At 72.5% G+C, this 26,963-nt stretch carries 21 protein-coding genes; 18 read left to right on the top strand and 3 right to left on the bottom strand.

Going from position 1 to position 26,963, the window contains the following annotated elements; genetic code table 11:
* Nucleotides 1-67: 67 nt before the first annotated feature.
* Together ACFQ80_RS19740 and ACFQ80_RS19745 are read left to right on the top strand one after the other, a co-directional pair.
* Complete coding sequence (locus ACFQ80_RS19740; RefSeq protein ID WP_430552543.1) at nucleotides 68-1,282, top strand: ROK family transcriptional regulator; 1,215 nt, start codon at nucleotides 68-70, stop codon at nucleotides 1,280-1,282.
* The gene (locus ACFQ80_RS19745; RefSeq protein ID WP_430552524.1) at nucleotides 1,279-2,013 is read left to right on the top strand and encodes an ATP-binding cassette domain-containing protein; all 735 of its coding nucleotides are present in this window, start codon (nucleotides 1,279-1,281) and stop codon (nucleotides 2,011-2,013) included. Before ACFQ80_RS19740 ends, ACFQ80_RS19745 begins: the two co-directional genes overlap by 4 nt.
* Before the next feature lie 49 nt (nucleotides 2,014-2,062).
* On the opposite strand, the gene ACFQ80_RS19750 is transcribed toward ACFQ80_RS19745, so the two are convergent.
* Nucleotides 2,063-3,445 carry an endo-1,4-beta-xylanase gene (locus ACFQ80_RS19750; protein ID WP_430564841.1) on the bottom strand — a complete coding sequence of 461 codons (1,383 nt, stop codon included), beginning with the start codon at nucleotides 3,443-3,445 and terminating at the stop codon, nucleotides 2,063-2,065.
* Between the two features lie 186 nt (nucleotides 3,446-3,631).
* Nucleotides 3,632-4,153: a MarR family winged helix-turn-helix transcriptional regulator gene (locus ACFQ80_RS19755; protein ID WP_430564842.1), complete on the bottom strand. Its 522-nt coding sequence runs from the start codon at nucleotides 4,151-4,153 to the stop codon at nucleotides 3,632-3,634.
* 114 nt (nucleotides 4,154-4,267) lie between these two features.
* Here ACFQ80_RS19755 and ACFQ80_RS19760 point away from each other — a divergent pair, with 114 nt between their 5' ends.
* A complete protein-coding gene (locus tag ACFQ80_RS19760; protein ID WP_430564843.1) occupies nucleotides 4,268-4,882 on the top strand; it encodes an NADPH-dependent F420 reductase in 615 nt (204 codons plus the stop codon).
* 31 nt (nucleotides 4,883-4,913) lie between these two features.
* Complete coding sequence (locus ACFQ80_RS19765) at nucleotides 4,914-5,786, top strand: VOC family protein (protein ID WP_430564844.1); 873 nt, start codon at nucleotides 4,914-4,916, stop codon at nucleotides 5,784-5,786.
* Between the two features lie 24 nt (nucleotides 5,787-5,810).
* Here ACFQ80_RS19765 and purU read toward each other — a convergent pair whose 3' ends face one another.
* Nucleotides 5,811-6,668, bottom strand: coding sequence for a formyltetrahydrofolate deformylase (gene purU, locus ACFQ80_RS19770; RefSeq protein ID WP_430564845.1), 858 nt, complete (start codon nucleotides 6,666-6,668; stop codon nucleotides 5,811-5,813).
* A gap of 69 nt (nucleotides 6,669-6,737) precedes the next feature.
* On the opposite strand from purU, the gene ACFQ80_RS19775 reads away from it, so the two are divergent.
* The 14 genes from ACFQ80_RS19775 to ACFQ80_RS19840 all read left to right on the top strand — a co-directional run bounded on the left by ACFQ80_RS19775 (nucleotide 6,738) and on the right by ACFQ80_RS19840 (nucleotide 26,906).
* Nucleotides 6,738-7,292 (top strand): GNAT family N-acetyltransferase, encoded by a 555-nt coding sequence (locus ACFQ80_RS19775; RefSeq protein WP_430552515.1) that lies wholly within the window; start codon nucleotides 6,738-6,740, stop codon nucleotides 7,290-7,292.
* Nucleotides 7,289-8,368: a LacI family DNA-binding transcriptional regulator gene (locus ACFQ80_RS19780; protein WP_430552514.1), complete on the top strand. Its 1,080-nt coding sequence runs from the start codon at nucleotides 7,289-7,291 to the stop codon at nucleotides 8,366-8,368. Before ACFQ80_RS19775 ends, ACFQ80_RS19780 begins: the two co-directional genes overlap by 4 nt.
* Before the next feature lie 94 nt (nucleotides 8,369-8,462).
* Nucleotides 8,463-9,899, top strand: a complete 1,437-nt coding sequence (locus ACFQ80_RS19785) for a glycoside hydrolase family 43 protein (RefSeq protein WP_430564846.1) — start codon at nucleotides 8,463-8,465, stop codon at nucleotides 9,897-9,899.
* A 239-nt stretch (nucleotides 9,900-10,138) separates the two neighbouring features.
* Complete coding sequence (locus ACFQ80_RS19790; protein ID WP_430564847.1) at nucleotides 10,139-11,776, top strand: xylulokinase; 1,638 nt, start codon at nucleotides 10,139-10,141, stop codon at nucleotides 11,774-11,776.
* Between the two features lie 44 nt (nucleotides 11,777-11,820).
* Nucleotides 11,821-12,531 (top strand): L-ribulose-5-phosphate 4-epimerase, encoded by a 711-nt coding sequence (locus ACFQ80_RS19795; protein WP_430564848.1) that lies wholly within the window; start codon nucleotides 11,821-11,823, stop codon nucleotides 12,529-12,531.
* 53 nt (nucleotides 12,532-12,584) lie between these two features.
* Nucleotides 12,585-14,096, top strand: a complete 1,512-nt coding sequence (araA, locus tag ACFQ80_RS19800) for an L-arabinose isomerase (RefSeq protein WP_430564849.1) — start codon at nucleotides 12,585-12,587, stop codon at nucleotides 14,094-14,096.
* Between the two features lie 94 nt (nucleotides 14,097-14,190).
* Nucleotides 14,191-15,213 carry a LacI family DNA-binding transcriptional regulator gene (locus ACFQ80_RS19805; protein ID WP_430552509.1) on the top strand — a complete coding sequence of 341 codons (1,023 nt, stop codon included), beginning with the start codon at nucleotides 14,191-14,193 and terminating at the stop codon, nucleotides 15,211-15,213.
* Nucleotides 15,210-16,775: a sugar ABC transporter ATP-binding protein gene (locus ACFQ80_RS19810; RefSeq protein WP_430564850.1), complete on the top strand. Its 1,566-nt coding sequence runs from the start codon at nucleotides 15,210-15,212 to the stop codon at nucleotides 16,773-16,775. The genes ACFQ80_RS19805 and ACFQ80_RS19810 overlap by 4 nt, the downstream gene beginning before the upstream one ends.
* 182 nt (nucleotides 16,776-16,957) lie before the next feature.
* Nucleotides 16,958-17,968, top strand: a complete 1,011-nt coding sequence (locus tag ACFQ80_RS19815) for an ABC transporter substrate-binding protein (RefSeq protein WP_430564855.1) — start codon at nucleotides 16,958-16,960, stop codon at nucleotides 17,966-17,968.
* 85 nt (nucleotides 17,969-18,053) lie between these two features.
* Nucleotides 18,054-19,625 carry a sugar ABC transporter ATP-binding protein gene (locus ACFQ80_RS19820; protein WP_430564851.1) on the top strand — a complete coding sequence of 524 codons (1,572 nt, stop codon included), beginning with the start codon at nucleotides 18,054-18,056 and terminating at the stop codon, nucleotides 19,623-19,625.
* A complete protein-coding gene (locus tag ACFQ80_RS19825; protein WP_430564852.1) occupies nucleotides 19,625-20,722 on the top strand; it encodes an ABC transporter permease in 1,098 nt (365 codons plus the stop codon). The genes ACFQ80_RS19820 and ACFQ80_RS19825 overlap by 1 nt, the downstream gene beginning before the upstream one ends.
* Nucleotides 20,719-21,741, top strand: coding sequence for a galactofuranose ABC transporter, permease protein YjfF (gene yjfF / locus ACFQ80_RS19830; protein ID WP_430564853.1), 1,023 nt, complete (start codon nucleotides 20,719-20,721; stop codon nucleotides 21,739-21,741). The genes ACFQ80_RS19825 and yjfF overlap by 4 nt, the downstream gene beginning before the upstream one ends.
* 112 nt (nucleotides 21,742-21,853) lie before the next feature.
* Entirely contained in the window at nucleotides 21,854-25,741 is a 3,888-nt protein-coding gene (locus tag ACFQ80_RS19835) for an alpha-L-arabinofuranosidase C-terminal domain-containing protein (RefSeq protein ID WP_430564854.1), read from the top strand.
* 148 nt (nucleotides 25,742-25,889) lie between these two features.
* On the top strand, nucleotides 25,890-26,906 hold the full coding sequence (locus tag ACFQ80_RS19840; protein WP_430552502.1) for a LacI family DNA-binding transcriptional regulator: 1,017 nt from the start codon (nucleotides 25,890-25,892) through the stop codon (nucleotides 26,904-26,906).
* Nucleotides 26,907-26,963: the final 57 nt, after the last annotated feature.

Here is a 26,963-nt window from a genome sequence, read left to right on the forward strand (position 1 = left end):
CGGCGGACGACCGCCGCCCCGCGCGTCGTCGCACCATAGAATCCCCGGCGTGAGAGGACGGCTGCCGATGGTGGGATCGCAGTCGTCGCTGCGCGAGGCGAACCGCGCGCGCGTCGTCGACGCGGTGAAACGGCACGGGGGGCTGACGCAGGTCGAGCTCACCGGGGCCACCGGGCTCTCGCCCGCCACGGTGTCGACCATCGTCAAGGAGCTCGTCGCCGCCGAGCTGGTCGAGGTGCGCAACACGATCCGCTCGGGCCGGCGCGCGCAGCTCGTCACCCTCGCCCACCGCGTGGGGCTCGTCGCGGGCGTGCTGGTGGGCACGCGGCACCTCACGGTGGCGATCGCGGACGTGTCGCACGAGATCCTCGCCGAGCAGGTGCTGCCGCTGCCGGCGGAGCACCGCGCCGACACGAGCCTCGACCGCGCGGCCCTGCTCGTCGTCGACCTGCTGGAGCGCGTCGGGTCGGAGCTCGACGAGGTGCTCGGCATCGGCCTCGGGCTGCCGGCGCCGGTCGACGCCGCCAGCGGCCAGGTCACCGTGCGGGGCATCCTGCGCGGCTGGGACGGCGTGCCCGTCGCGCAGGTGCTGTCCAAGCGGCTGGCCCGGCCGGTGTTCGTGGACAACGACGCGAACCTGGGGGCGCTGGCGGAGAGCACGGTCGGCGCCGCCCGCGAGGTGCACGACGCGCTGTACGTCCGTGCCGGGCACGGCGTCGGGGCGGGCATCGTGCTGGCGGGCCGCGTGCATCGCGGGGTCGCGGGCACGGCGGGCGAGATCGGCCACGTCCAGGTGGACCCCGCCGGCAACATCTGCTCGTGCGGCAGCCGCGGCTGCCTCGACACGGTCGTCGGCGACCGGGCGCTGCTCGAGCCGCTGCGCAGCAGCCACGGGAACCTCACCCTCGCCGACGTCGTGCGGCTGACGAACGAGGACGACCCGGGCTGTCGGGAGATCGTCGCCGACGCCGGTACGGTGGTCGGCGGCGTCGTGGCCGGGCTGGCGACGTCGCTCAACCCGGAGCTCGTCGTCGTCGGGGGAGCGCTGGCCGCCACGGGCGAGGTCTTCCTCGGGCCGCTGCGCGAGGCGCTGCGCCGCCGGACCCTGCTGCAGCAGGTCACGCCTCTCGAGGTGGTGCCCGCGGCGCTGGGGACGCGTGCCGAGCTGGAGGGAGCCCTCGCGCTCGCGCTGCAGCACACCGACCTGCTGGAGCAGCCCGACGACGGGCCGCACGGCGCGGTCGCCGTCGGCCAGGTCCGCACAGGAAAGGGGAACCGGTGAGGGGACGCACGCCGCTGCTCGCGCTGCGGCAGGTCAGCAGGTACTTCGGTGCCGTCGAGGCCCTCGTCGACGTGGACCTCGAGGTGCACGCGCACGAGGTGGTCGCCCTGGTCGGGGACAACGGGGCGGGCAAGTCGACGCTCGCCCAGATCGTGGCGGGCGTGCTGAGCCCGAGCTCGGGGCAGCTGGAGATCGACGGCGAGCCCGTGTCGATCCCGTCGCCCTCGGCGGCGAACCAGCTCGGCGTGGCGAGCGTCTTCCAGGACCTCGCCGTGTGCGAGAACCTCGACGTCACCGCCAACGTCTTCCTCGGGCAGGAGCTGCGCGGGCGCGCGGGCCTGCTGCGCGACGGCGAGATGGAGACCGAGACCCGCGCGCTCCTCCAGCACCTCACCATCCGGATCCCGTCGGTGCGCACCCCGCTGCGGCACCTGTCCGCCGGTCAGCGCCAGGCGGTCGCCATCGCGCGCACCCTCATCGGGCAGCCGCGCATCGTGGTGCTCGACGAGCCGACGGCGGCGCTCTCGGTGGCACAGACCGCCGAGGTGCTCACGCACATCCAGCGCCTGCGCGAGCTGGGCCTCGGCGTCATCCTCATCAGCCACAACCTCAACGACGTGCGCGCGGTCTCCGACCGCATCGAGGTGCTGCGGCACGGCCGCAACAACGGGTCGTTCCCGGCGACGGCCGCGCACGAGGAGATCCTCGCCGCGATCACCGGCGCGACCTGAGCGCCGCGGGCCCGGGGCCCGCGGCGCTCAGGCGCACGTGCTCAGCCGCTCAGGACGCCGAGCAGCTGACCTTGGGCCAGGTCCAGTCCCCGCCGTGCATCACGGTGAAGCCGAACGACGTGGACTGGCCGGCGGCCAGCGTCCCGTTGCCGGCCGGGCGCATCGTCATGACCTTGCCCGACGAGTCCCACGTGGGCGTGCCGTTCCAGGTGGCGCTGATCCGCTGGCTGGAGCTGACGGTCACGGTCGAGGTCCACGAGGTGATGTTCCGGTCGGCCCGGACGGTCACGGTCCCGTTGAAGCGGTCGCCCCACTTCTGGCCCTCGGAGTAGGTGGCGGTGCACCCGCTGCCGCCGGTGGGCGGCGGCGTGGTCTCGCCCGGGTCGGGGTCGCCGCCACCGGGCACACCCTGGCCGTCGTTGAGGACGTTCAGGACAGAGGTGTAGGCGGCCTTCTTCTGGCCGTTGCCGTCGAAGAGCAGCGGGGTGCCGCTCGCCCGCCACGAGTCGGAGTCGCGCACGCCCCACACGGTGATGCCGGTGCAGCGCGAGACGGCGAGGCACGCCTGCGTGACGCCCTGGTACTGCTCGGCCTGCGAGCTGCCCGAGCCCTCGATGTCCAGCTCGGTGATCTGCACGTCCACGCCGAGGTCGGCGAAGTGCTGGAGCGTCTCGTGGTAGTTGTTCGGCACCGGGTTGCCGCTGTTGAAGTGGGCCTGGAAGCCGACGCAGTCGATCGGCACGCCGCGGGCCTTGAAGTCCTTGACCATGGTGTAGACGCCCTGCGTCTTGGCGTGGGACCAGTTGTCGGTGTTGTAGTCGTTGTAGCAGAGCTTCGCGTTCGGGTCGGCGGCCCGGGCGGCACGGAAGGCGGCCTCGATCCAGTCGTTGCCGGTGCGCTGGAGGTTGGAGTCCCGGCGGGCGCCGGAGGAGCCGTCCGCGTACGCCTCGTTGACGACGTCCCAGGCGTAGACCTTGCCCTTGTAGTGCGTCGCGACCTGGGTGACGTGGTTGAGCATCGCCTGGCGCAGCTGCGAGCCGCTCATGTTCTGCATCCAGCCCGGCTGCTGGGAGTGCCACGCCAGCGCGTGGCCGCGCACCCGCTTGCCGTGGCTGGTGGCCCAGTCGAGGATCCGGTCGCCGGAGGAGAAGCTGAACTGCCCCTGCTGCGGCTCGGTGGCGTCCATCTTCATCTCGTTCTCGGCCGTGATCATGCCGAACTCGCGGTCGGCGATCGTCGTGTACTGCGAGTCGCCCAGCTTGCCGGCGGCGATCGCGGTGCCGAAGTACCGGCCCTGCTCGGAGGCCGCCGCGTGGAGCGTGCTCCCGGCAGCCTGTGCGCTCAGTGCCGTGGCGGCGAGGATGCCGATCCCGGCCACCGCCGCTCCCACGGACGCGCGCCATCTCTTCGTCGTGCGCTTCATCGATCCCATCCTTCGTTCTCGAGCCTGCTCATCCTTGAGTGGTGCTCGGCCACGAGGCCTCGTCATCGAGCGGTCGGGGTCGCCGACGTCCCGAGAGTAGGTAGAAAACGTTTTCGAAACAAGCCCCGGGCATGGATCTTCCTCAGGGTCGCCGGGGCGCGGGGCCTGGTCGGAGGGGTGGACGACGGCCGGAGGTCAGCGGGCGGAGCGCACGCCGAGGCCGAAGCGGTCGTGCGGGTCGATGTGCGCGAGGACCTTGTCGAGCGCGCCGGCGAGGGTGCGGACCTCGTCCGGGTCGAGGTCGTCGAAGACGTCCTGCAGCACCGTGCGTGCGTGGCCGGGGGCGCTCGCGACGACCTTGCGCCAGCCCTCGTCGGTGAGGTGGGCGATGGTCGCGCGGCGGTCGTCGGGGGCGGTGCAGCGCTCGACGTAGCCGCGCGCCTCGAGCCGGCGCGCCACGTGCGAGAGGCGGGGGAGCGTGGCGCTGGTGAGGCGGGCGAGCTCGGTCATGCGCAGGGCACGCTCGGGCGCCTCGGAGAGCATCGCCAGCACCATGTACTCGAAGTGGGTGAGGTCGGCGTCGCGGCGCAGCTGCTGGTCGAGCGTGGCGGGCAGCAGCTCGATCACCGCCTGGAGCCGGAGCCACGTGCGCATCTGCTCGGCGTCGAGCCAGCGCGGCTCGTCGTCGGCCGCCGTCGTGCGCCGGGTCGTCGTCACGGGATCGCCCTCCTGGTCCGTCACCCTCGAACGAAGGTTGACGCTACAACTATAGCGGTCTATGTTGGTTGTAGCGTCAACCAAATGGTCGACGACGGATCCTCAGGAGGAACCATGACCACCATCAGCATCCTCGGCACCGGGAACATGGGCTCCGCGATCGCGGGCCTGGCGCTCGCCGGCGGGAACGACGTGCAGGTCGTCGCCCGCGACGTCGCCAAGGCCGCGGCCGTGGACCCCGCCGTCACCGCGGCCGCGTTCGGCGAGCCGCTCACGGGCGAGATCGTCGTCCTGGCCCTGCCGTACCCGGCGCTGGACGACGTCGTCGCGACCTACGGCGACCAGCTCGCCGGCCGCACCGTCGTCGACCTCACCAACCCGCTCGACTTCGCCACCTTCGACGCGCTCGTCGTGCCGGCGGACTCCTCCGCCGCGGCCGGGCTTTCGGAGAAGCTCCCCGGCGCTTTTGTGCTCAAGGCGTTCAACACGAACTTCGCCGCGACGCTCGTGAGCGGCACCGTCGGCGACGTGCCGACGACCGTCCTCGTCGCGGGCGACGACGCCACGGCCAAGTCCGCGTTCGCGGCCGCGTTCGACGGGTCCGCCGTCCGTGTCGTCGACGCCGGGTCGCTGAAGCGCGCCCGCGAGCTCGAGGCCCTCGGGTTCCTGCAGCTCACCCTCGCCGCGGGGGAGAAGACGCAGTGGACCACCGGGTTCGCGCTGCTCTGACCCTCGTCCACCCCAGCACCAGGAGCCGATCATGACCCGCCACCCCGACCTCCTCGCCGCCGAGACCGCGATGGGCGCCGTCACCCTGCACGTGGGCGACCTCGGCGCGATGAGCGCCTACTACCGCGAGGCGATCGCGCTCGAGGAGATCCCGGCCCTCGGCGCCCCGGACCGGGTGGTGCTGGGGCGCGGCGGGGTGCCCGTCGTCGCGCTGCAGCACACGCCGGGGCTGCCGGCGACGTCGCGGAACCAGGCCGGGCTGTTCCACACGGCCGTCCTGTTCGACACCGAGGAGGCGCTCGCCTCCGCCGTCGCGCACGCCGCGCAGCACCCGCTGTCGCGGTTCGCGGGGAACTCCGACCACTGGGTGTCGCGGGCGTTCTACTTCACGGACCCCGAGGACAACGGCATCGAGCTCTACTGGGACCGGCCGCGCGAGGTCTGGCAGCACGACGGCGGCGGGCGCGTGGCGATGGGCTCCGACTGGTTCGACCCGCAGGAGTTCCTCCAGCGGCACCTCACCGAGGACGCCCTGGCGGGCGCCGCGGGGCAGGCCGCGCAGGTCGGGCACGTCCACCTCCAGGTCGGCGACATCCCCACGGCGCAGCGGTTCTACGTCGACACCCTCGGCTTCGAGATCATGGCGACGTTCCACGGCGCCCTGTTCGTCGCGGCCGGCGGGTACCACCACCACATGGCGATGAACACCTGGAACAGCGCGGGCGCCGGCCCGCGTGCCGCGACGCTCGGCCTCGGGCAGGTGGCGCTCACGGTGCCCGCGCGCGACGAGGTCGGCGCGCTCGCCGACCGGCTGAAGCACGCCGGCGTCGCGACGCGCGACGACGGCCGGACCCTCCGGTTCGACGACCCGTGGAACACGCTGGTCGAGGTGTCGGTCGCCTGACCCCGTCCCGCCGGCGGCGAGCCGTCAGCGGAAGACGACCGTGCGGTGGCCGTCGAGCAGCACGCGGTGCTCGGCGTGCCACCGCACGGCGCGTGCGAGCGTGCGGCGCTCGACGTCCTCGCCGATCGCGACGAGGTCCGCGACCGCGCGCGAGTGGTCCACGCGCTCGACGTCCTGCTCGATGATCGGGCCCTCGTCGAGGTCGCCCGTGACGTAGTGCGACGTCGCGCCGATGAGCTTGACGCCGCGGTCGTGCGCCTGCGCGTAGGGGCGCGCGCCCTTGAAGCTCGGCAGGAACGAGTGGTGGATGTTGATGACCTGGCCCGCGAGGTCGCGGCACAGCTCGTCCGACAGGATCTGCATGTACCGCGCGAGGACGACCAGCTCGACGTCGAGCTCGGCCACCAGCTCCCGCAGGCGGTCCTCGGCCCGCGCCTTCGTGTCCTTCGTGACCGGCACGTGGTGGAACGGCTTGCCGTAGAACGCGGCCATGTCCTCGAGGTCCGGGTGGTTGCCGACGACGCCGACGACCTCGACCGGCATGCCCTGGTACCGCTCGCGGTACAGCAGGTCCACCAGGCAGTGCGGCGCCTTGCTGACCAGCACCAGCGTGCGCAGGCGGCGGCCGACGACGTCGAGCTGCCAGGTCATGCCGAACCGTTCCGCCACCGGCGAGAGCGCGGCGGTCAGGGCCTCGCGTCCCGCCTCGGCGTCGACCTGCACCTCCACCTGCACGCGCATGAAGAACAGGCCCGACGCCGGGTCCCCGAACTGCTGCGACTCGGTGATGTTGCCGCCGTGCTCGGCCAGCACGCCCGCCACGGCGTGCACGATCCCGGGGCGGTCGGGGCAGGAGAGGGTCAGCACCCATTCGGTCGTCACCCGCCCATTGTCACCGACGGCCCCGGCCGTGCGACGACACGTCCGCCGTCGGTCTGCCACGATGTCCTCATGAGCGAGGCACGCGGCACTGACGCCCAGGAAGTCCAGCAGGGGAACGGCGACGACACGCTGCGGATCGCGCTGGTCGAGGACGCGCAGGCGGGCGAGCTGCTGACGCTGCGGCGGGCGGCGTTCGTCAGCGAGGCGCAGCTGTACGACGACCCGCACATCCCGCCGCTGACGCAGACGCTGCACGAGCTGCGCGACGACATGGCGCGGGACGACGTCGTGACCGTGGGCGCGTGGGAGGGGCACCGCCTGGTGGGGTCGCTGCGCCTGGAGATCGAGGGCGCCAGGGCGACGCTCGGGCGGCTCGCGGTCGCGCCGGACCAGCAGGCCAAGGGCATCGGCACGTCGCTGATGTTCGCGATCCTGCAGTTCCTGCCGTCCGAGGTGACCGAGGTGTGGGCGTTCACGGGCAAGGACTCGAAGAAGAACCTCGCCATGTACACCAAGCACGGCTACGAGGAGCAGTACGACCGGGCGGCGGGCAAGCTCACGCTGACCTACCTGCGCCGGGTGCTCGACGAGGTCGACGCGAGGAACGCGGCGCAGGAGCCATGACCGACGCCGGCGGGCAGGCGACGCGTCCTCGGTCGCGGCGCCCGTCCATGGCCGACGTCGCGGCCGTCGCCGGAGTCTCCCACCAGACGGTCTCCCGGGTGCTCAACGAGCACCCGAGCGTGCGCGGAGAGACCCGCGAGCGGGTGCTGGACGCCATCGCGACCCTCGGCTACCGGCGCAACAGCGCCGCGCGGGCGCTGGCGACGGCGCGCTCGGCGACGCTCGGCGTGGTGACCACGGGGTCGGCGCTGTTCGGCCCCACCAGCACGCTCATCGCGATCGAGGGCGCCGCACGGGACCAGGGGTACTTCGTCTCCGTCGCGACGCTGCGGAGCTACGACGCCGCGGCGATGCACGAGGCGCTGGAGCACTTCATGGACCAGGGTGTCGAGGCGATCGTGGTCATCGCGCCGCAGGACGACGTCGCGGCCGCCGTCGAGTCCTTCCGCGCGCCGGTGCCGGTGCTGGTCGTCGCCGCGCTGGAGAAGCTGCCGCGCGACGCGGGCACGACGGCGGCCGGCCCGACGACGCTCTCGCTCGCCGTCGACCAGCGGGCGGGCGCGCGCGCCGCGACCGACCACCTGCTCGGCCTGGGGCACCACGACGTCCTGCACGTGGCCGGCCCCCAGGACTGGTTCGACGCCCGCGAGCGCGCCGCCGGCTGGCGGGAGGCGCTCGAGGCGCGGGGGATCGCGCCGAGCCGCCCGCGGTACTGCAGCTGGTCGGCGGAGGACGGGTACACCGCGGGACGCGACCTGGCCGAGGCCGTGGTGGCGCACGAGGGCCCGACGGCGGTGTTCGCCGGGAACGACCAGCTCGCGCTCGGCATCCTGCGGGCGTTCTGGGAGCGGGGGCTCTCCGTGCCCGACGACGTGTCGGTGGTGGGCTTCGACGACGTCGCGGGGGCCGCGTACTTCGTGCCACCGCTGACCACGGTGCGCCAGCCGTTCGGGGTGCTGGGGGAGCGCAGCGTGGCGATGGTCGTCGCGGCGCTGGCCGGCGGGAGCGTGCCGACCGAACGGATCGTGCCCGAGCTCGTGGTGCGCTCCAGCACGGCGCCGCCGCCCGCCCGCTGACCGCGGTTCGTCGACCACCGCTCGTTGACCGCCGTCGTGGCGGCTGGGTAGATTCGGCGCGTTCGCAGTTCTACATCGTTGTAGAGGAGTCACGATGCGCAGATCTCTCAGTCGGGCCCGTGCCGCGGCGGCGGGGGTGCTCACGACGGCGCTGCTGGGCGCGTCGCTGGTCGCCGCCACCACCGTCGGTCCGGCGACCGCCACGCCCGGCGCCGCCGAGCGCGGCCGCCCGGCACCGACCGCCCCGACCGGCGGCCTCTCCGTGACCGGGGAGACCTCGCCGGTGCACGACCCGGCGCTCGTCGTCGACGACGACGGCACCTGGCGCGTCTACACCACGGGCCTCGTGAACCGGGAGAACGGCGGCACGATCCAGATGTGGTCGAGCCACGACGAGGGGGTCACCTGGGCCCACGACGGCACGGTCTGGGACGAGATCCCCGCGTGGATCGACGAGCGCTTCGCGGCGGAAGGCGACGGGGCGCTGCCCGACAACCTGTGGGCGCCCGAGGTCTACGAGCACGACGGCACCTACTACCTCTACTACTCGGCGTCGCGCTTCGGCACGAACACCTCGGTGACGGCCCTCGCGACCAACACGACCCTCGACCCGGACGACCCGGACTACGCGTGGGCCGACCAGGGGCCGGTGATCGACTCGCCGCAGGAGATCGCCGGCGGCAAGACGTTCAACGCGATCGACGCGGGCATCGTCGAGGGTGCGGACGGCACCCCGTACATGGCGATCGGGTCGTACTGGTACGGCATCTTCCTCGTCGAGCTCGAGTGGCCCACCGGCAAGCTCGCCGACGGCGCGCTCGAGAACGCCACGCACCTGGTGGACCGCATGATGCCGGGCAACCCCGTCGAGGCGCCGTACCTCACCAGGCACGACGGCTGGTACTACCTGTTCGTCTCGTTCGACAGGTGCTGCCAGGGTCTCGACAGCACCTACCAGGTGGCGGTCGGGCGGTCGCGCGACGTCACCGGGCCGTTCCTCGACCAGGACGGCAAGGACCTGGCCGACGGCGGCGGCACCGTGCTGCTCTCCTCGCACGGCGCGGTGGTCGGGCCGGGCGGCCAGTCGGTGTCCGACGGCGTCCTCGCGTTCCACTACTACGACGGCGCGAACGCCGAGATCCCGGGCTTCCCGACCCTCGGGCTGCAGCGCCTGGGCTGGGAGGACGGCTGGCCCGTGGTCGACCAGGCCGTCGAGGAGCCGACCGTGACGAAGGGCCCCCGCGACGCGACGGTGCGGGGGAACCGCCCCGCGACGTTCGACGTCCGCGTGACCGGCACGCCGGTGCCGGTCGTCACGTGGGAGACCTCGGACGACGACGGCGCGACCTGGTCGCCGGCCCCGGCTCCCGCGACGCGGGCCACCGGCGGCACGGCGCGCTGGACGCTGAAGCACGCCGGGCGCGAGCCGGACGGCCTGCTCGTGCGCGCCGTCGTCGCCAACGCCCACGGCGAGGTGCGCAGCGAGCCGGCACGGCTCGACGTCGTCGCGCCCGGTCGCCCGACGAGGTAGCCCCCACCGCGTCGAGGTAGTCCGCCTCGCGGCGAGGTAGTGCCGAGCCTGCCGAGGTAGTGGACCAGTCCACTACCTCGGCAGGGTCACGACTACCTCGGCACGCAGTGAACTACCTCGGCCAGACTGGGACTACCTCGGCGAGACCAGAACGACCTCGCGGGTGGGGAGCACCCGATGTGAGCGCTAACATAGATCGACCACCACGACGCCCGGGGCCGGGCGGGGACGGAGCAGGGATGGCGGAGCAGGCCGCGCAGGCGGACGACGTGCGCGAGATCCAGGAGGCGATCGTCGCCGGGAGGGCGGCGCTGGGCATCGAGCTCGGCTCCACCAACATCAAGGCGTGCCTGATCGGGCCCGACCACGCGCCGCTCGCGAGCGGCTCGCACGCGTGGGAGAACGAGCTCGTCGACGGGGTGTGGACCTACGCGCTCGACACCGTGCACGCCGGGCTGCAGGGCGCGTACGCCGCGCTCGTCGCCGACGTCGAGCAGCGCTACGGCGTGCGGCCCACCACCTACGCCGCGCTCGGCGTCTCGGCGATGATGCACGGCTACCTGCCGTTCGACGGCGACGGCGAGCTGCTCGTCCCGTTCCGCACCTGGCGCAACACCAGCACCGGGCCGGCGGCCGCGGAGCTGTCCGCCCTGTTCGGGCACAACATCCCGCTGCGCTGGTCGATCGCCCACCTGTACCAGGCGATCCTCGACGACGAGCCGCACGTGCCCCAGGTCGCGTCGTTCACCACGCTGGCCGGCTACGTGCACCGGGCCCTGACCGGCCGGCACGTGCTCGGCGTCGGCGACGCGTCGGGCATGTTCCCGATCGACCCGGCCACCGGCGACTACGACGCGCGGATGCTGGAGCAGTTCCGCCACCTCGCCGCCGCCAAGCGGCCGGGGCTCGACGTCGAGGGCCTCCTGCCCCAGGTGCTGACCGCAGGGGAGGACGCGGGCCGCCTCACGCCCGAGGGCGCGGCCCTGCTGGACCCGTCCGGCACCCTGCGGCCCGGCGTGCTCCTGTGCCCGCCGGAGGGTGACGCCGGCACCGGCATGGTCGCCACCGGTTCCGTCGCCCCGCGCACCGGCAACATCAGCGCGGGCACGTCGATCTTCGCGATGGTCGTCCTCGAGCGGCCGCTGACCACCGTGCACCACGAGCTCGACCTCGTCACCACGCCCGCCGGGGACCTCGTCGCGATGGTGCACTGCAACAACGGCGCCAGCGAGCTCGACGCGTGGGCCGGCGTGTTCGGCCAGTTCGCGGCCGCGCTCGGGCAGCCGGCCGAGCCCGACGCCGTCTTCGGCGCGCTCTTCCGCGCCGCGCTCGACGGCGCGCCCGACGGCGGCGGGCTCCTCGCGTACAACTACCTCGCCGGCGAGCCCATCACGGGCCTCGACGAGGGCCGACCCCTCGTGGTGCGCACCCCCGACAGCCGCCTCACGCTCGCGAACTTCGCACGCACGCAGCTCTACGGCGTGTTCGGCACGCTCGCGCTCGGCATGCGCGTGCTGCACGGCGAGGGCGTCGCGATCGACACGATGTTCGCGCACGGTGGCCTGTTCAGGACGGCGGGCGTCGCCCAGCGGCTGCTGGCCGGGGCGATCGACGCGCCCGTCGCCGTCGGGCAGACGGCGGGGGAGGGCGGCGCCTGGGGCATCGCGCTCCTCGCCGCGTACGCCGGTGCGCGGGCCGAGGCCGGGACGGACGGCGGGGCGCCCGCCCTCGACGCCTACCTGGCCGAGCGCGTCTTCGCCGACGCCCGCCTCGACGTCGCCGAGCCCGAGGCCGAGGACGTCGCCGGCTTCGCCGCCTACCTGGAGCGGTACTCCGCCGGCCTCGCGGTCGAGCGCGCCGCCACCGCAGCCCTCTGACGACACCCGCAGTCGACGAACCACACCCCGCACTGGAGAAGCACATGAGCACCGTCACCGAGGTCCCCGCGCACCTGCGCGCCGCCGTCGACGCCGCCAAGGAGAAGGTCGCGGCCCTGCACGCCGAACTGCCCCGCTGGGAGCTCGTCGTGTGGACCGCCGGCAACGTGTCCGAGCGCGTCCGCGACGGCCGCACCCCCGACGGCTCGGGCGACCTCCTGGTCATCAAGCCGTCCGGCGTCGCCTACGACGACATCACCCCGGAGTCCATGGTGGTGTGCGACCTGGACGGGAACCTCGTCGAGGGCGACCGCTCGCCGTCGTCGGACACCGCCGCGCACGCCTACGTGTACGCGCACATGCCCGAGGTGGGCGGCGTCGTGCACACGCACTCCACCTACGCGACGGCGTGGGCCGCCCGCGCGGAGGAGATCCCCTGCGTCCTCACGATGATGGCCGACGAGTTCGGCGGCCCCGTGCCCGTAGGGCCGTTCGCGATCATCGGCGACGACTCCATCGGCCGCGGCATCGTCGAGACCCTGAGCGGTCACCGCAGCCCGGCGGTCCTGATGCGCAACCACGGCCCGTTCACCATCGGCAAGGACGCCCGTGCCGCGGTGAAGGCCGCCGTGATGGTCGAGGAGGTGGCCCGCACGGTGCACGTGTCGCGCCAGCTCGGCGAGCCGCTGCCCATCGCGCAGGAGCACGTGGACTCCCTGTACGCCCGCTACCAGAACGTCTACGGCCAGCACTGAGCCCGGCCGCCCGCGAAGCAGACCTGAACCAGACTGATCCAGAGAGGACACCCATGAGCAAGCCGTACGCCGACCGAGAGGTCTGGTTCTTCACCGGCAGCCAGGACCTGTACGGCCCCGAGACGCTGGAGCAGGTCGCCCAGCAGTCGCAGGAGGTCGCCCGCGCGCTCGACGCGTCGCCCGACGTGCCCGCGAAGGTCGTGTGGAAGCCCGTGCTCAAGGACGCGGGCTCCATCCGCCGCGCCATGCTCGACGCGAACGCGGACGACAAGGTGCTCGGCGTCATCACGTGGATGCACACGTTCAGCCCGGCGAAGATGTGGATCTCCGGCCTCGACGCGCTGCGCAAGCCGCTGCTGCACCTGCACACGCAGGCGAACGTCGAGCTGCCCTGGGCGGACATCGACTTCGACTTCATGAACCTCAACCAGGCCGCGCACGGCGACCGCGAGTACGCCTACCTGGCCACGCGCCTCGGCGTCGCGCGCACCACCGTCGTCGGGCACGTGTCGAACCCGGCCGTGACCCGCCGGGTGGGCACCTGGGTCCGCGGCGCGGCGGGCTGGGCCGCCACGCACGAGCTGAAGCTGGTGCGCTTCGGCGACAACATGCGCAACGTCGCCGTCACCGAGGGCGACAAGACCGAGGCCGAGCTGCGCTTCGGCGTCTCCGTGAACACGTGGGGCGTCAACGACCTGGTCGACGCCGTCGAGGCCGTGGACGACGCCGCGATCGACGCGCTGGTCGCGGAGTACGAGGAGCTCTACGAGGTCGTCCCCGAGCTCCGCCGCGGCGGGGAGCGGCACGAGTCGCTGCGCTACGCGGCCCGCCAGGAGATCGCCATGGAGGCGTTCCTCGTCGAGCGCGGCGCCAAGGCGTTCACCACGAACTTCGAGGACCTCGGCGCCCTGCGCCAGCTGCCCGGCATCGCCGTCCAGCGGCTCATGAGCAAGGGCTACGGCTTCGGCGCGGAGGGCGACTGGAAGACGGCCGTCCTGGTGCGCGCCGCGAAGGTCATGGGCGAGGGCCTGCCCGGCGGCGCCTCCCTCATGGAGGACTACACCTACGACCTCACGCCCGGCTCCGAGGTCATCCTCGGCGCCCACATGCTCGAGGTCTGCCCGTCCCTCACGACGTCGAAGCCCCGCGTGGAGATCCACCCGCTCGGCATCGGCGGCAAGGAGGACCCGGTCCGCATGGTGTTCGACGCCGACGCGACCGAGGGGGCCGTCGTCGTCTCGCTCGCCGACATGCGCGACCGCTTCCGCCTCACCGCGAACGTCGTGGACGTCGTCCCGCCGACGCAGGACCTGCCGAACCTCCCGGTGGCCCGCGCCGTCTGGGCGCCGCGTCCCGACTTCACCACCTCCGCCGAGGCCTGGCTGACCGCGGGCGGCGCGCACCACACGGTGATGTCGACGGCGGCCGGCGTCGAGGCGTTCGAGGTGTTCGCGAACATCGCGCGCACCGAGCTGCTCGTCATCGACGAGGACACCACGCGCCGCGGCTTCGCCGACCAGGTGCGCTGGAACCAGGTGTACTACCGCCTCGCCCAGGGGCTCTGAGCACCACCACCGGCGCCGTGCCGGCGGTTCGGTAGGCTGACGCCGCCGAGCCGCCGGCCGGTCGTCCGGTGGACGCATCCCGTGGAGGCCCCGCATGGCGAGTCCCGCCGCCGACAAGCCGAACATCCGGCAGGTCGCGCAGCTCGCCGGCGTCTCGCACATGACGGTGTCGCGGGTGCTCAACGACCACCCGAACATCCGCGAGGCCACCCGGCGCCGGGTCGAGGAGGCCATCGAGCAGCTCGGCTACCGGCCGAACATGACGGCACGGGCCCTGGCCACCCAGCGCAGCCGGCGCATCGGCGTCCTCGTGGAGAGCGCGGCGACGTTCGGGCCGACCAGCACGCTGTACGCCGTCGAGTCCGCCGCCCGCGCGTCCGGGTACGTGGTGAGCTCCGTGCTCCTGCGGGCGGGGGAGGAGATCACCCCCCAGGAGGCCGTCGACCACCTCGTCGCGCAGGGCGTCGACGCGCTCTGCGTCGTGGCGCCGCGGTCGTCGTCGATCGCCGCGCTGCGCCGCATCGCCGTCGGGGTCCCGGTGCTGGTCGTCAAGCCCGACAAGGACCCGACGTTCCTCACCGTGACCGTCGACCAGCAGGCCGGCACGGCGCTCGCCGTCGACCACCTCGTCTCGCTCGGCCACCGCGACATCCTGCACCTGGCCGGGCCGCTCGACTGGCTCGACGCCCGCACGCGCGAGCGGTCCTTCCATGCCCGGACGAAGTCGTGGGGGCTGCGCGAGCGACCCATCGTCGTGGGGGACTGGACGGCGGACTTCGCCTACGACTTCGCGCGCGGCATCCGCGAGCTCCCGGAGTACACGGCGATCTTCGCCGCGAACGACGACATGGCCGTGGGCCTCGTGCACGGTCTGCACGACCGCGGCTTCTCGGTGCCCGACGACGTGAGCGTCGTGGGCTTCGACGACATCCCCCTCGCGCGGCACGTCATCCCCCCGCTGACGACGGTGAGGCAGAACTTCCACGCGCTCGGGGTCTCGGTCGTCGACGTCCTGCGGTCCGCGATCGAGGAGCAGGAGATCCCGACGGTCACGAAGATCCCCCCGGAGATCGTCGCGCGCGCGTCGAGCGCCCCGCCGCGGAAGGCCGCCCGATGACGTCCCGGTCCGAGGCGCAGGCCCCCGTGGTCGTGCTGCGCGGGATCACGGTGGAGCGCTCGGGGGTGCGGGTCCTCGACGACGTGGACCTGGCGCTGCGGCCGGGCGAGGTGCACGCGCTCATGGGGGAGAACGGCGCGGGCAAGTCGACCCTCATCGGTGCGCTCACGGGGACGCTGCCGATCCTGGCGGGGACGGTCGTGGTCGACGGCGTCGCGACCCCGCCGACGAGCGTCGCGCAGAGCCGCGCGGACGGTATCGCGACCGTCTTCCAGGAGACGCACCTGAGCCCGCACCTGACCGTCGCCGAGAACGTGATGATCGGGCACGAGGTGCGCGGCTGGTTCGGCATCGACTGGGGCCGGACCAGGGCGCGTGCGGCGGCCGCCCTCGCCGCGCTCGGGATCGAGGACATCGACCCGCGCGCCCCGTTGTCCGCGCTGTCGCCCGCGACCAAGCAGCTCGTGGCGGTGGCCCGGGCGATCGTCCTCGAGCCGCGCGTGCTCGTGCTCGACGAGCCGACGTCGAGCCTGGACGCGGACGAGGCCGCCCGTCTGCTGGGCGTCGTGCGCCGCCTGTGCGACCAGGGGGTCGCGGTGCTGTTCGTCTCGCACTTCCTCGAGCAGGTCTTCGAGGTGAGCGACCGGATGACCGTGCTGCGGGGCGGCCGCGTCGTCGCGGAGTTCCGGACGGCGGACGTCGAGCGCGCCGAGGTGATCTCCAAGATGCTCGGCGAGGACATCGACGCGCTCCAGGCGCTGCGCTCCCAGCGGCTCGCGCACCACTACGCGGGCACGGGCGAGGCGACGCTGCGGGCGTCGTCCCTCGGGCGCCACGGCGTCCTCGAGCCGACCGACCTCGAGCTGTCCCGGGGCGAGGTCGTGGGCTTCGCGGGGCTGCGCGGGTCGGGGCGCACCGAGCTCGCCCGGCTGATGAGCGGGGTGGAGCGCCCCGACCGCGGGGAGCTGTGGCTCGACGGCGTCCGGGTGCAGCTCCGCAGCCCGGGGGCCGCCCTGCGGCACCGGATCGCGATGTCGAGCGAGAACGTGCGCGACGACGGCATCGTCGCGGGGCTCACGGTGCGGGAGAACATCGTGCTGGCGCTGCAGGCGCTGCGGGGCTGGTCGCGGCCGCTGTCGCGGGGCGAGCAGGACGCGGTCGTCGACACGTACCTCGACGCCCTGCACCTGTCGGCCGAGGACCTGGACCGGCCGGCCGGCGAGCTGTCCGGGGGCACGCAGCAGAAGGTGCTGCTCGCCCGGCTGCTGGCCACGCGGCCGCACGTGCTGATCCTCGACGAGCCGACGCGCGGCATCGACATCGCCGCCAAGCTGGAGATCCAGCGCCGGGTGGCGCGGCTGGCGGGCGAGGGGGTCGCCGTCGTCTTCATCTCCTCCCAGCTGGAGGAGGTGGTGCGCCTCGCCGACCGCATCGTGGTGCTCAAGGACCGCGAGAAGATCGGCGAGCTGAGCAACGGTCCGGGGGTCACGGTCGACACCATCGTCGAGATGATCGCGGCGGACGTCGACGAGCTCGACGAGCTCGACCCCGGCGACTCCTGATGGTCTCCGCGCCGCGCGCGGAGCACCCGTGGCGGCGTTACGGAACCGTGACGTGGAATCGTGGAGCACCTCTATGTGACCGGTCACATCTCCGCTATGTTAGCGGTCACACAAGCGTTGCCGGAGGGTCAGAGCAGACCCACGGACCGGGTCCCCCGGTCGGCCGGCGTCTCGAGGAGGAGATCATGAGCAAGAACTTCCGGCGCGCCGGAGCGGCGATGTTCGTCGCGGCCCTCACGGCAGCCTCGCTCGTCGCGTGCAGCAGCGAGCAGGCGCCCCAGGGCGGCGGGGACGAGGGCGGCGGGTCGGCCGCGGCCTCGGACACGATCGTCCTCGGCTTCTCGCAGGTCGGGGCCGAGTCCGGCTGGCGCGCGGCCAACACCAAGTCCATCCAGGACACGCTCACCCAGGAGAACGGGTTCGACCTCAAGTTCTCCGACGCGCAGCAGAAGCAGGAGAACCAGATCCAGGCGATCCGGTCCTACATCCAGCAGCAGGTCGACGTCATCGCGTTCTCCCCGGTCGTCGAGACCGGCTGGGACGCCGTGCTCGAGGAGGCCAAGGCCGCGGGCATCCCGGTGATCCTCACCGACCGGGCCGTCGACTCCGAGGACGACACCCTGTACGAGTCGTTCATCGGGTCGGACTTCGTCGAGGAGGGCAAGCGCGCCGGCGAGTGGGCCGTGGAGCAGTACGACGGTGAGGGCTACAAGGCCGTCGAGCTGCAGGGCACCACCGGCGCCGCGCCGATGATCGACCGGCAGCAGGGCTTCGCCGACGCGATCGCGGGCTCCGACATCGAGATGATCGACTCGCAGACCGGCAACTTCACCCGCACCGAGGGCAAGCAGGTGATGGAGGGCTTCCTGCAGAAGTACGACGACATCGACCTGGTCTTCGCCCACAACGACGACATGGGCCTGGGCGCCATCGAGGCGATCGAGGCCGCGGGCAAGGTGCCGGGCAAGGACATCAAGATCATCACCGTCGACGGCGTCAAGGACGGCATGCAGGCGCTCGCCGACGGCAAGATCAACTACATCGTCGAGTGCAACCCGCTGCTCGGCCCGGACCTCGCGGAGATCGCGAAGAAGGTCGTGGCGGGCGAGGCGGTCGAGAAGCGCATCGTCACGCAGGACGAGGCGTTCGACCAGGAGGCGGCGAAGGCGGCCCTGCCGGACCGCCAGTACTGATCGTCGGTACGCTCCACCGAGACCCGCGGTGGGTGCGGAGCGGGACGCCCGCGCCGCACCCACTGCGCTCCACGGAAGGTCAAGGATGACGCCATCGGACGCCGGCGCCGCCGGCAGCAGCCGCGCCGCAGGCCCGGAGGACGTGCGCCCCGTCGTCGAGATGACCGGGATCTCCATCGAGTTCCCGGGCGTCAAGGCGCTCGACGGCGTGGACCTCCGCCTCCTGCCCGGCGAGGTGCACGCCCTCATGGGCGAGAACGGCGCGGGAAAATCCACGCTGATCAAGGCGCTCACGGGCGTCTACGGCATCGACTCCGGCGAGATCCTCGTCGGCGGCGAGCCGCTCCGGTTCTCCGGCCCGGGCGCGGCGCAGGCCGCGGGGATCGCCACCGTGTACCAGGAGGTCAACCTCTGCGAGAACCTCACGGTGGCCGAGAACATCATGCTCGGCAACGAGCCGCGGCGGTTCGGGGCGATCGACTGGCCCCGCACGCGCCGCCGGGCGGCCGAGCACCTCGCCACCATGGGGCTCGACGTCGACCCCGCGTCGTCGCTCGGGTCGCACTCGATCGCCGTGCAGCAGCTCGTCGCGATCAGCCGTGCGATGGTCGTGGACGCCAAGGTGCTCATCCTCGACGAGCCGACGTCCAGCCTCGACGCCGACGAGGTCGCGCGGCTCTTCGCCGTCGTGCGCCGGCTGCGCGACCAGGGCGTCGCGATCCTGTTCGTGTCGCACTTCCTCGAGCAGGTGTTCGAGCTCTCCGACCGCATGACCGTGCTGCGCAACGGCGCGCGCGTGGGGGAGTACCGGACGTCGGAGATCACCCGGAGCGAGCTCGTCTCGCGCATGATCGGCCGGTCGATGGAGGTGCTGGAGGACCTCGAGGTCCGCACCGAGCACACCGTCGACGCGGCCCAGGGCACGCCCTTCGTCCAGGCCGTGGGGCTCGGGCGGCGCGGCTCCGTGCAGGCGTTCGACCTGGACGTCCACGAGGGCGAGGTCGTGGGGCTGGCCGGCCTGCTCGGCTCCGGGCGCACGGAGGTGGCCCGCCTGCTCGCCGGGGCGGACCGGGCCGACACCGGCACGCTGTCGGTGAAGGGTGCCCTGACCCGGCTGCGCACCCCGCGCGCGGCGATCGAGCGGAAGATCGCGTTCTCGTCGGAGGACCGCAAGGCCGAGGGCGTGGTCGGCGACCTGACGGTGCGGGAGAACATCGTGCTCGGCCTCCAGGCGGAGCGCGGCTGGCTGCGCCGGCTGCCCGGCAAGCAGGTCGACGAGATCGTGCACCGGTACATCGAGGCGCTGAACATCCGCCCCGCCAACCCGGACGCCCTGCTGCGCAACCTGTCGGGCGGCAACCAGCAGAAGGTGCTCCTGGCCCGCTGGCTCGCCACCGCCCCCGAGCTGTTCATCCTCGACGAGCCGACGCGCGGCATCGACGTCGGCGCCAAGGCGGAGATCCAGCGCCTGGTGTCCGACCTCGCCGGCCGGGGCATGGCGGTGCTGTTCATCTCCGCGGAGCTCGAGGAGGTGGTGCGGCTCAGCCACCGCATCGCCGTCATGCGCGACCGGCAGAAGGTCGCCGAGCTGACCAACACCGACACCGTCGGCGTCGACGACGTCGTCGAGCTCATCGCGAGCGGAGGGGACCGCTGATGCCCACATCCCAGGCCACCGGCGGGTTCGGCGCCGTCGCGCGCCACCACCTGTTCTGGCCGGTCGTCGCGCTCGTCGCGCTGCTCGCCGTGAACACGGCCGTCCGACCGGGCTTCCTGTCCGTGTCGATCCTCGACGACCACCTCTTCGGGTCGCCGATCGACATCCTGCGCAACTGCGCCCCGCTGATGCTGGTCGCCCTCGGCATGTCGCTGGTGATCGCCACCCGCGGCATCGACCTGTCCGTGGGCGCCGTGGTCGCGATCTCGGGGGCGGTGGCCCTCACCTTCATCGCGGGCGCACCGGACCCGGCGTCGACGACGACCGTGCTGCTCGCGATCGGGATGGCGCTCGCGCTCGGCCTGGTGCTCGGCGTCTGGAACGGGTTCCTCGTGTCCGTGCTCGGGATCCAGCCGATCATCGCCACGCTCATCCTCATGACCGCCGGCCGCGGTGTCGCCATGCTCATCACCGAGGGGCAGATCACCACGGTCACGAGCGCCCCGTTCAAGATGCTCGGCGCCGGGTACTGGCTCGGGCTGCCCGTCGCGACCCTGGTCGCCTTCGGCGTGTTCGCCCTCGTCGCGCTGCTCGTGCGGCGCACGGCGCTCGGGATGCTCGTCGAGTCGGTCGGCATCAACCCCGCCGCGAGCCGGCTCGCCGGCGTGCGCGCACGGACCATCGTGTGGACGGTCTTCGCGCTGTCCGGCCTCTTCTCCGCGCTGGCCGGCCTGATCCTGTCGTCCAACGTCATGGCGGCCGACGCGAACAACGCCGGCCTGTTCATCGAGCTGGACGCGATCCTCGCCGTCGTCATCGGCGGCACGTCGCTGGCCGGGGGCAAGTTCTCGCTCTCCGGCACCTTCGTCGGCGTGCTCATCATCGCGACGCTGTCGCTCACGGTGACCAACGTCGGCATCTCGCCGCTCGTGACGCCGCTGTTCAAGGCGCTCGTTGTCGCTGCGGTGACGCTGCTCCAGTCGCCCGCCATGCGGCGCAAGCTCTCGGAACGCACGCGACGGCGCGGCAGGACGGCGCCCGTCGCGCCGTCGGACAAGCCTGCGGACGTCGCCACGGACAAGGTGGTGGCCTCATGACGACCCTGGCATCCTCCCGTCCCGGGGCGCCGTCCCCGGACCGCGTGCCCGCCGTCGGACGGCGCCTGCGCGTCGACCGCCGCTACCTGCCCGTGGTCGGCACCCTGGTGGTGTTCGTCCTGCTGCTCGTGGTGGGCGGCGCCCGCTACGACAACTTCCTGTCCGTGGGCGTGCTCGCGAACCTGTTCATCAACAACGCGTTCCTCATCGTGCTGGCCGTCGGGATGACGTTCGTCATCCTCACCGGCGGCATCGACCTCTCGGTCGGCTCGGTGCTGGCGCTGTCGGGGGTGACCGCGGCCTATCTGCTGCGCGCGGGAGTCCCGGCGGGGGTCGTGATCCCGCTCGTCGTGCTCGTCGGCTCGCTGATCGGGCTGCTCGTCGGCGCGATGGTGCACGTCTTCGAGGTGCAGCCGTTCATCGCGACGCTCGCGGCGATGTTCTTCGCCCGCGGCCTGTGCTTCCTCGTCGCCCCGGAGTCGATCCCGATCGACCACGAGACCTTCGTCGCCCTGGCCTCCTGGGACACGTGGGCCGGGGGACAGTGGCGGATCACGTCGAGCGTCGTGATCGCGCTGGTCGTCGTGGCGGTCGCGTTCTACCTGCTGCACTACACGCAGTTCGGCCGCACCGTGTACGCCATCGGCGGCGGGGAGCAGTCGGCCAAGCTCATGGGCCTGCCCGTCGCGCGCACCAAGGTGCTCGTGTACGTCATCAGCGGCACGTGCGCCGGCCTCGGCGGCCTGCTCTTCGCCATGTTCTCGCGGTCGGGCTACTCCTTGACCGGCGTGGGCATGGAGCTGGACGCGATCGCGGCCGTCGTCATCGGCGGCACGCTGCTCACCGGCGGCACCGGCTTCGTGCTCGGGTCCGTGCTCGGCGTCCTCGTGCTCGGCCTCATCCAGACGATCATCACCTTCGAGGGCACCCTCAGCTCGTGGTGGACCAAGATCGTCATCGGCGCGCTGCTGCTGGTCTTCGTGGTCCTGCAGCGGCTGCTCGCCCTGCGGCGCTCCTAGCCGTCCTCCGGCTCCGCGCCTGTCCGGGCGTCGGGTCGTCGGCACACGCCGCCGGCCCGGCGTCCCACCCCCGCACCTGTACGACGACGTACGACACGGAGGTTCTACAACGATGCACACCCGAGCCCGGCAGCATAGACCCCGATGGTCGACGCCCCTGGCGGCGGCGGTCCTCGCCCTCGCGCTGCCCGCCACGGCGGCCGCGGCCGTCCCGCCGCGGGCGGCCCCCGAAGCCGCCGCCGACGACGGCTACGGCGCCTACGTCTTCCCCTACTTCGCCGGCGAGCAGGACGGCGGCGAGAAGATCTACCTGGCCGTCAGCGACGCAGACGACCCGACCGCGTGGGCGACCCTCAACGGCGGCGAGCCCGTCCTCGAGTCCACGCTCGGCACGAAGGGGCTGCGCGACCCGTTCCTCACCCGCAACCCGGAGACCGGCACGTACTACCTGCTGGCGACCGACCTGAAGATCGCGGGCGGGGGGAACTTCGGCGACGCGCAGGAGACCGGCAGCCGGTCGATGATGGTCTGGTCGTCAGAGGACCTGATCCACTGGTCCGACCAGCACGAGGTCGAGGTCGCGCCGCCGGGCGCCGGCAACCTCTGGGCGCCCGAGGCGACGTGGGACGCCGCCGCCGGGCAGTTCGTCGTCTACTGGGCGTCGGCGCTGTACCCGGACGACGTCGCGCCGGAGGACCGGGACATCGCGACGTCGTACCAGCGGATGCTGTCGGCCACGACGCCCGACTTCTCCGCGGGGAGCTTCTCCGAGCCGCAGGTGTGGATCGACGAGGAGCGCGGTGCGGGTCGGGGCATGATCGACTCGACGGTCGCGGTCGAGGACGGCACCTACTACCGGTTCACCAAGGACGAGGCGGACATGACCGTCCGCGAGGAGTCGTCCGACGACCTGTCCCGCACGCAGGGCGTGACCGACGGCGACGGGTGGGACCTCGTCGCCGAGCGCGTCGGGGTGGGCGAGCCCAACCCGTGGGGCGGCGAGTTCACCGCGGGCGAGGGGCCCACGGTCTTCCCGTCCCTGACCGACGACTCCTGGTTCATGATGATCGACCAGCCGTCGTACCACGGCGGCCAGGGGTACATGCTGTTCCGCACCGACGACCTGGCGAGCGGCGACTGGACCTCGGTGCCCGACGCCGAGCTGCCGAGCCACCCGCGGCACGGCACGGTGCTGCCGATCACCACCGCCGAGCAGCAGGCGCTGCTCGACGCGTACCCGGAGGGCGAGCCGGAGGTCGTCGAGCAGCGGCTGACGATCGACGCCGCCGCCGAGCGCACGGAGATGAGCGACGACCTGTACGGCGTCTTCTACGAGGACATCAACTACGCCGCCGACGGCGGCCTGTACGCCGAGCTGGTGCGCAACCGGTCGTTCGAGTTCGCGCCGGAGGACAACGCGGGCTTCACCGGCCTGACGGGCTGGGAGCAGACCGGCGGCGGCGAGGTCGCCGTCGAGTCCGAGCGCGGCGAGTGGCTGAACGACAGCAACCGGCACTACCTCACGGTGACCTCCGACGGCACCACCGGCGTCGCGAACTCCTCCTACAACGAGGGCGTCGCGCTGAGCGAGGGGGAGTCGTACGACTTCTCGGTGTGGGCGCGGTCCGACGTCGCCCAGCACCTCACGGCCACCCTCGTGTCCGCCGACGGCGCGACGACGTACGGCACGGCGACGGTCGCCGTCGACGGCTCCGACGACTGGGCGCGGTACACGGCCACCGTGACCGCCTCCGCGACGACGAACGCGGCGCGGCTGCGGGTGGCGACGGGCGCCGAGGGCACGCTGCGCCTCGACATGGTGTCGCTGTTCCCGCAGGACACGTGGGTGGGGCCGGTCAACGGCAGGAGCACGCTGCGCAAGGACCTCGCGGAGAAGGTCGCCGCGCTCGACCCGAGCTTCCTGCGGTTCCCGGGCGGCTGCGTCACCAACGTCGGCACCTTCGACTCCTACCTCGAGTCCGACGGCCAGGACCGGCAGCGGACGTACCAGTGGAAGGAGACCATCGGCCCGGTCGAGGAACGCCCGACCAACTGGAACTTCTGGGGCTACAACCAGTCGTACGGCATCGGCTACCTCGAGTACCTGGAGTTCGCCGAGGACCTCGGCGCCTTCGCGCTGCCCGTCGTGTCCGTGGGCGCCAACGGCTGCGGGTCGCGCATCCCGGAGATGACCGACGAGCAGCGCCCGCGCTGGATCCAGGACACTCTCGACCTCATCGAGTTCGCCACGGGCGGCACGGACACGGAGTGGGGCGCGAAGCGTGCCGAGCTGGGGCACCCGGAGCCGTTCGACCTGCCGTACATCGGCCTGGGCAACGAGGAGAACACGCCGAAGTTCCAGGAGAACTTCCCGGCGTTCCGCGACGCCATCGAGGCGGAGTACCCCGACATCACGGTGATCTCCAACTCCGGGCCCGACGACGCCGGCACGCGGTTCGACGAGCTCTGGGACTTCAACCGCGAGCAGGGCGTCGCGATGGTCGACGAGCACTACTACAACGACCCGTCCTGGTTCCTCACGAACGACGCACGGTACGACTCCTACGACCGGAACGGCCCGCACGTCTTCCTCGGCGAGTACGCGTCGAAGGGCAACACCTTCGGCAACGCGCTCGCGGAGGCGGCGTACATGACCGGGCTGGAGCGCAACTCCGACGTCGTCGAGCTCGCCTCGTACGCGCCGATGTTCGCCAACGAGGACTACGTGCAGTGGTCGCCGGACATGATGTGGTTCGACAACGACCAGTCGTGGGGCTCGGTGAACTACTACACCCAGCAGCTGTTCATGACGAACGCCGGCGACCAGGTGGTCCCGTCGGAGCTGGGCGACGGGCCGGACGTCGTCCCGCCGGACGTCGACGGGGGCGTCTTCCTGTCCACGTGGGCCACGCAGGCGCAGTACGACGACGTGCGGGTCACCGACAACGCGACGGGCGACGTCCTGTTCGCGGACTCGTTCGACGACGCGTCGCGCTGGGAGGCGCAGCGCGGGGACTGGTCGGTCCAGGACGGCCGGTACGTGCAGTCCGACGCGGGGGTCGAGGACGCCCGGAGCATCGTGACCGGCGCCTACGACGAGGACTGGCACGACTACACGATGGAGGTGACGGCCCGGAAGACCGGCGGCGCCGAGGGCTTCCTGGTCGGGTTCGGAGCGAGCGCGAGCGACGACTTCTACTGGTGGAACGTGGGCGGCTGGGGCAACACCCGGTCCGTGCTGGAGCGGGCCGACGGCGCGCGCCAGGGCGAGGTCGCCGCGGCGGAGTCCTTCACGCCGCTGGAGAACGGTCGTGACTACCGGATCAAGGTCGTCGTCGAGGGACGCACCGTCACGCTCTACCTCGACGGCGAGCTGCAGCTCACCTACACGGAGCCGGTGACGAAGTCGCTGTTCCAGGTCGTGACCCACGACGAGGAGACCGGCGAGCTCGTGGCCAAGGTGGTCAACGTCGGCGGCGCCGTGGCGCGCACCGACGTGGAGGTCACGGGCGGGTTCGAGCCGGCCGCGACGGCGACGGTCACCGAGATGAAGGCCGACCCGTCGGCGACGAACACCAAGACGCGGCCCGAGCGCGTGGTCCCGGTGGACCGGGCGTTCGAGGGGGCGGGGACGTCGTTCACCTACGACTTCCCGGCGCACTCGATCACGTTCCTCCGGCTCGCCGAGGACGGGGCGGAGCCCGAGGAACCGGCCTGGGACGCCGGCGCGACCTACACCGCCGGCGACCGCGTCGCGCACGACGGGGCCGTCTGGGAGGCCGCCTGGTGGACGCGGGGCCAGACGCCGGGGGAGTCCGACTGGGGCCCGTGGCAGGAGGTCGCCGAGACGGCCGACGGCACCGCGGTGTGGACGTCGTCGCGGATCTTCGACGCCGGTGACGTCGTCGAGCACGAGGGCCGGTCGTACACCGCGAGGTGGTGGACCAGGAACCAGGAGCCGGGCGACCCCCACGGTCCCTGGCGGCCCGCGGGCGCCTGACGCACCGACGGCGACGCGCCCCGGGCGGTGAGCTGTCAGGGCCACGTGCAGGGAAACCCGCACGTGGCCCTGACAGCTGCCGGAGAACGATGCGCAAACGCTGCAAGTCACGCAAGCGGCTTGCGTGATCGCGTGTACAGTCGAGGACATGTCGAGACGACTGGCCGACGTGGCCGCGAAGGTGGGGGTCAGCGAGGCGACGGTCAGCCGGGTGCTCAACGGCAAGCCCGGGGTGTCGCAGGCGACCCGGGACGCCGTGCTCACGGCGCTGGACGTGCTGGGCTACGAGCGGCCCACCAAGCTGCGCGGCGACCGGCCGCGCCTGGTGGGCCTGGTGCTGCCGGAGCTGGCCAACCCGATCTTCCCCGCCTTCGCGGAGGTCGTGGGCGGCGCGCTGGCGCAGCAGGGGTACACGCCGGTGCTGTGCACGCGCACCGCGGGCGGCATCTCCGAGGCGGAGTACATCGACCTGCTGCTGGGCCAGCAGGTGTCGGGGGTCATCTTCGCGGGCGGCTTCTACGCCGAGCGCGACGCCGACCACGCGCACTACGAGCGGCTCCAGGCGCTGAACCTCCCGGTGGTGCTCATCAACGCGTCGATCGAGAGCCTCGACTTCCCGCACGTCTCCTGCGACGACCTCATCGCCACCCACCAGGCGCTAGAGCACCTGGTGTCCATGGGGCACACACGCATCGGGCTGCTGCTGGGCCCGCGGGACCACGTGCCGTCCGAGCGCAAGCTCGCCGCGGCGCGCGGCTTCGCGGAGCGGCACGGCGTCGAGCTCCCCGACGAGCTCGTCGTGCACAGCCAGTACTCGCTCGAGAGCGGGCAGGCCGCGACGGGCCGGCTGCTCGACGTCGGCGCGACGGCGATCCTGTGCGCGTCCGACCCGCTCGCGCTCGGCGCCGTCCGGGCGGTGCGGCGCGCGGGGCTCGACGTGCCCCGCGACGTGTCGGTGGTCGGCTACGACGACTCCGCGCTGATGAACTCCACGGACCCTGCCCTCACGACCGTCCGGCAGCCGATCGACGCGATGGGCCGGGCCGCGGTCGACATCCTGGCCAGCATGATCGCGGGCGCCACGGTCTCGCGCGACGAGCTGCTCTTCGAGCCGGAGCTCGTCGTGCGGCGCTCGACGGCGGCGGCGCCCCGCCCCGGCGGCTGACGGCCGCACCGCCACCCGCTCCGACCCCGGCGGCCGGCCGGGCGACCTCGTGTCGCC

The sequence above is a fragment of the Isoptericola sp. NPDC056578 genome, assembly GCF_042793275.1.
Classification (GTDB): Bacteria; Actinomycetota; Actinomycetes; order Actinomycetales; family Cellulomonadaceae; genus Isoptericola.

Bases quoted from the DNA above. Each gene is read 5' to 3' on its own strand.
- ACFQ80_RS19740 (WP_430552543.1), top strand. From the start codon at position 68: ATGGTGGGATCGCAGTCGTCGCTGCGCGAGGCGAACCGCGCGCGCGTC.
- ACFQ80_RS19750 (WP_430564841.1), bottom strand. From the start codon at position 3,445: ATGGGATCGATGAAGCGCACGACGAAGAGATGGCGCGCGTCCGTGGGA.
- ACFQ80_RS19760 (WP_430564843.1), top strand. From the start codon at position 4,268: ATGACCACCATCAGCATCCTCGGCACCGGGAACATGGGCTCCGCGATC.
- ACFQ80_RS19765 (WP_430564844.1), top strand. From the start codon at position 4,914: ATGACCCGCCACCCCGACCTCCTCGCCGCCGAGACCGCGATGGGCGCC.
- ACFQ80_RS19775 (WP_430552515.1), top strand. From the start codon at position 6,738: ATGAGCGAGGCACGCGGCACTGACGCCCAGGAAGTCCAGCAGGGGAAC.
- ACFQ80_RS19780 (WP_430552514.1), top strand. From the start codon at position 7,289: ATGACCGACGCCGGCGGGCAGGCGACGCGTCCTCGGTCGCGGCGCCCG.
- ACFQ80_RS19785 (WP_430564846.1), top strand. From the start codon at position 8,463: ATGCGCAGATCTCTCAGTCGGGCCCGTGCCGCGGCGGCGGGGGTGCTC.
- ACFQ80_RS19790 (WP_430564847.1), top strand. From the start codon at position 10,139: ATGGCGGAGCAGGCCGCGCAGGCGGACGACGTGCGCGAGATCCAGGAG.
- ACFQ80_RS19795 (WP_430564848.1), top strand. From the start codon at position 11,821: ATGAGCACCGTCACCGAGGTCCCCGCGCACCTGCGCGCCGCCGTCGAC.
- araA (WP_430564849.1), top strand. From the start codon at position 12,585: ATGAGCAAGCCGTACGCCGACCGAGAGGTCTGGTTCTTCACCGGCAGC.
- ACFQ80_RS19805 (WP_430552509.1), top strand. From the start codon at position 14,191: ATGGCGAGTCCCGCCGCCGACAAGCCGAACATCCGGCAGGTCGCGCAG.
- ACFQ80_RS19810 (WP_430564850.1), top strand. From the start codon at position 15,210: ATGACGTCCCGGTCCGAGGCGCAGGCCCCCGTGGTCGTGCTGCGCGGG.
- ACFQ80_RS19820 (WP_430564851.1), top strand. From the start codon at position 18,054: ATGACGCCATCGGACGCCGGCGCCGCCGGCAGCAGCCGCGCCGCAGGC.
- ACFQ80_RS19825 (WP_430564852.1), top strand. From the start codon at position 19,625: ATGCCCACATCCCAGGCCACCGGCGGGTTCGGCGCCGTCGCGCGCCAC.
- yjfF (WP_430564853.1), top strand. From the start codon at position 20,719: ATGACGACCCTGGCATCCTCCCGTCCCGGGGCGCCGTCCCCGGACCGC.
- ACFQ80_RS19835 (WP_430564854.1), top strand. From the start codon at position 21,854: ATGCACACCCGAGCCCGGCAGCATAGACCCCGATGGTCGACGCCCCTG.
- ACFQ80_RS19840 (WP_430552502.1), top strand. From the start codon at position 25,890: ATGTCGAGACGACTGGCCGACGTGGCCGCGAAGGTGGGGGTCAGCGAG.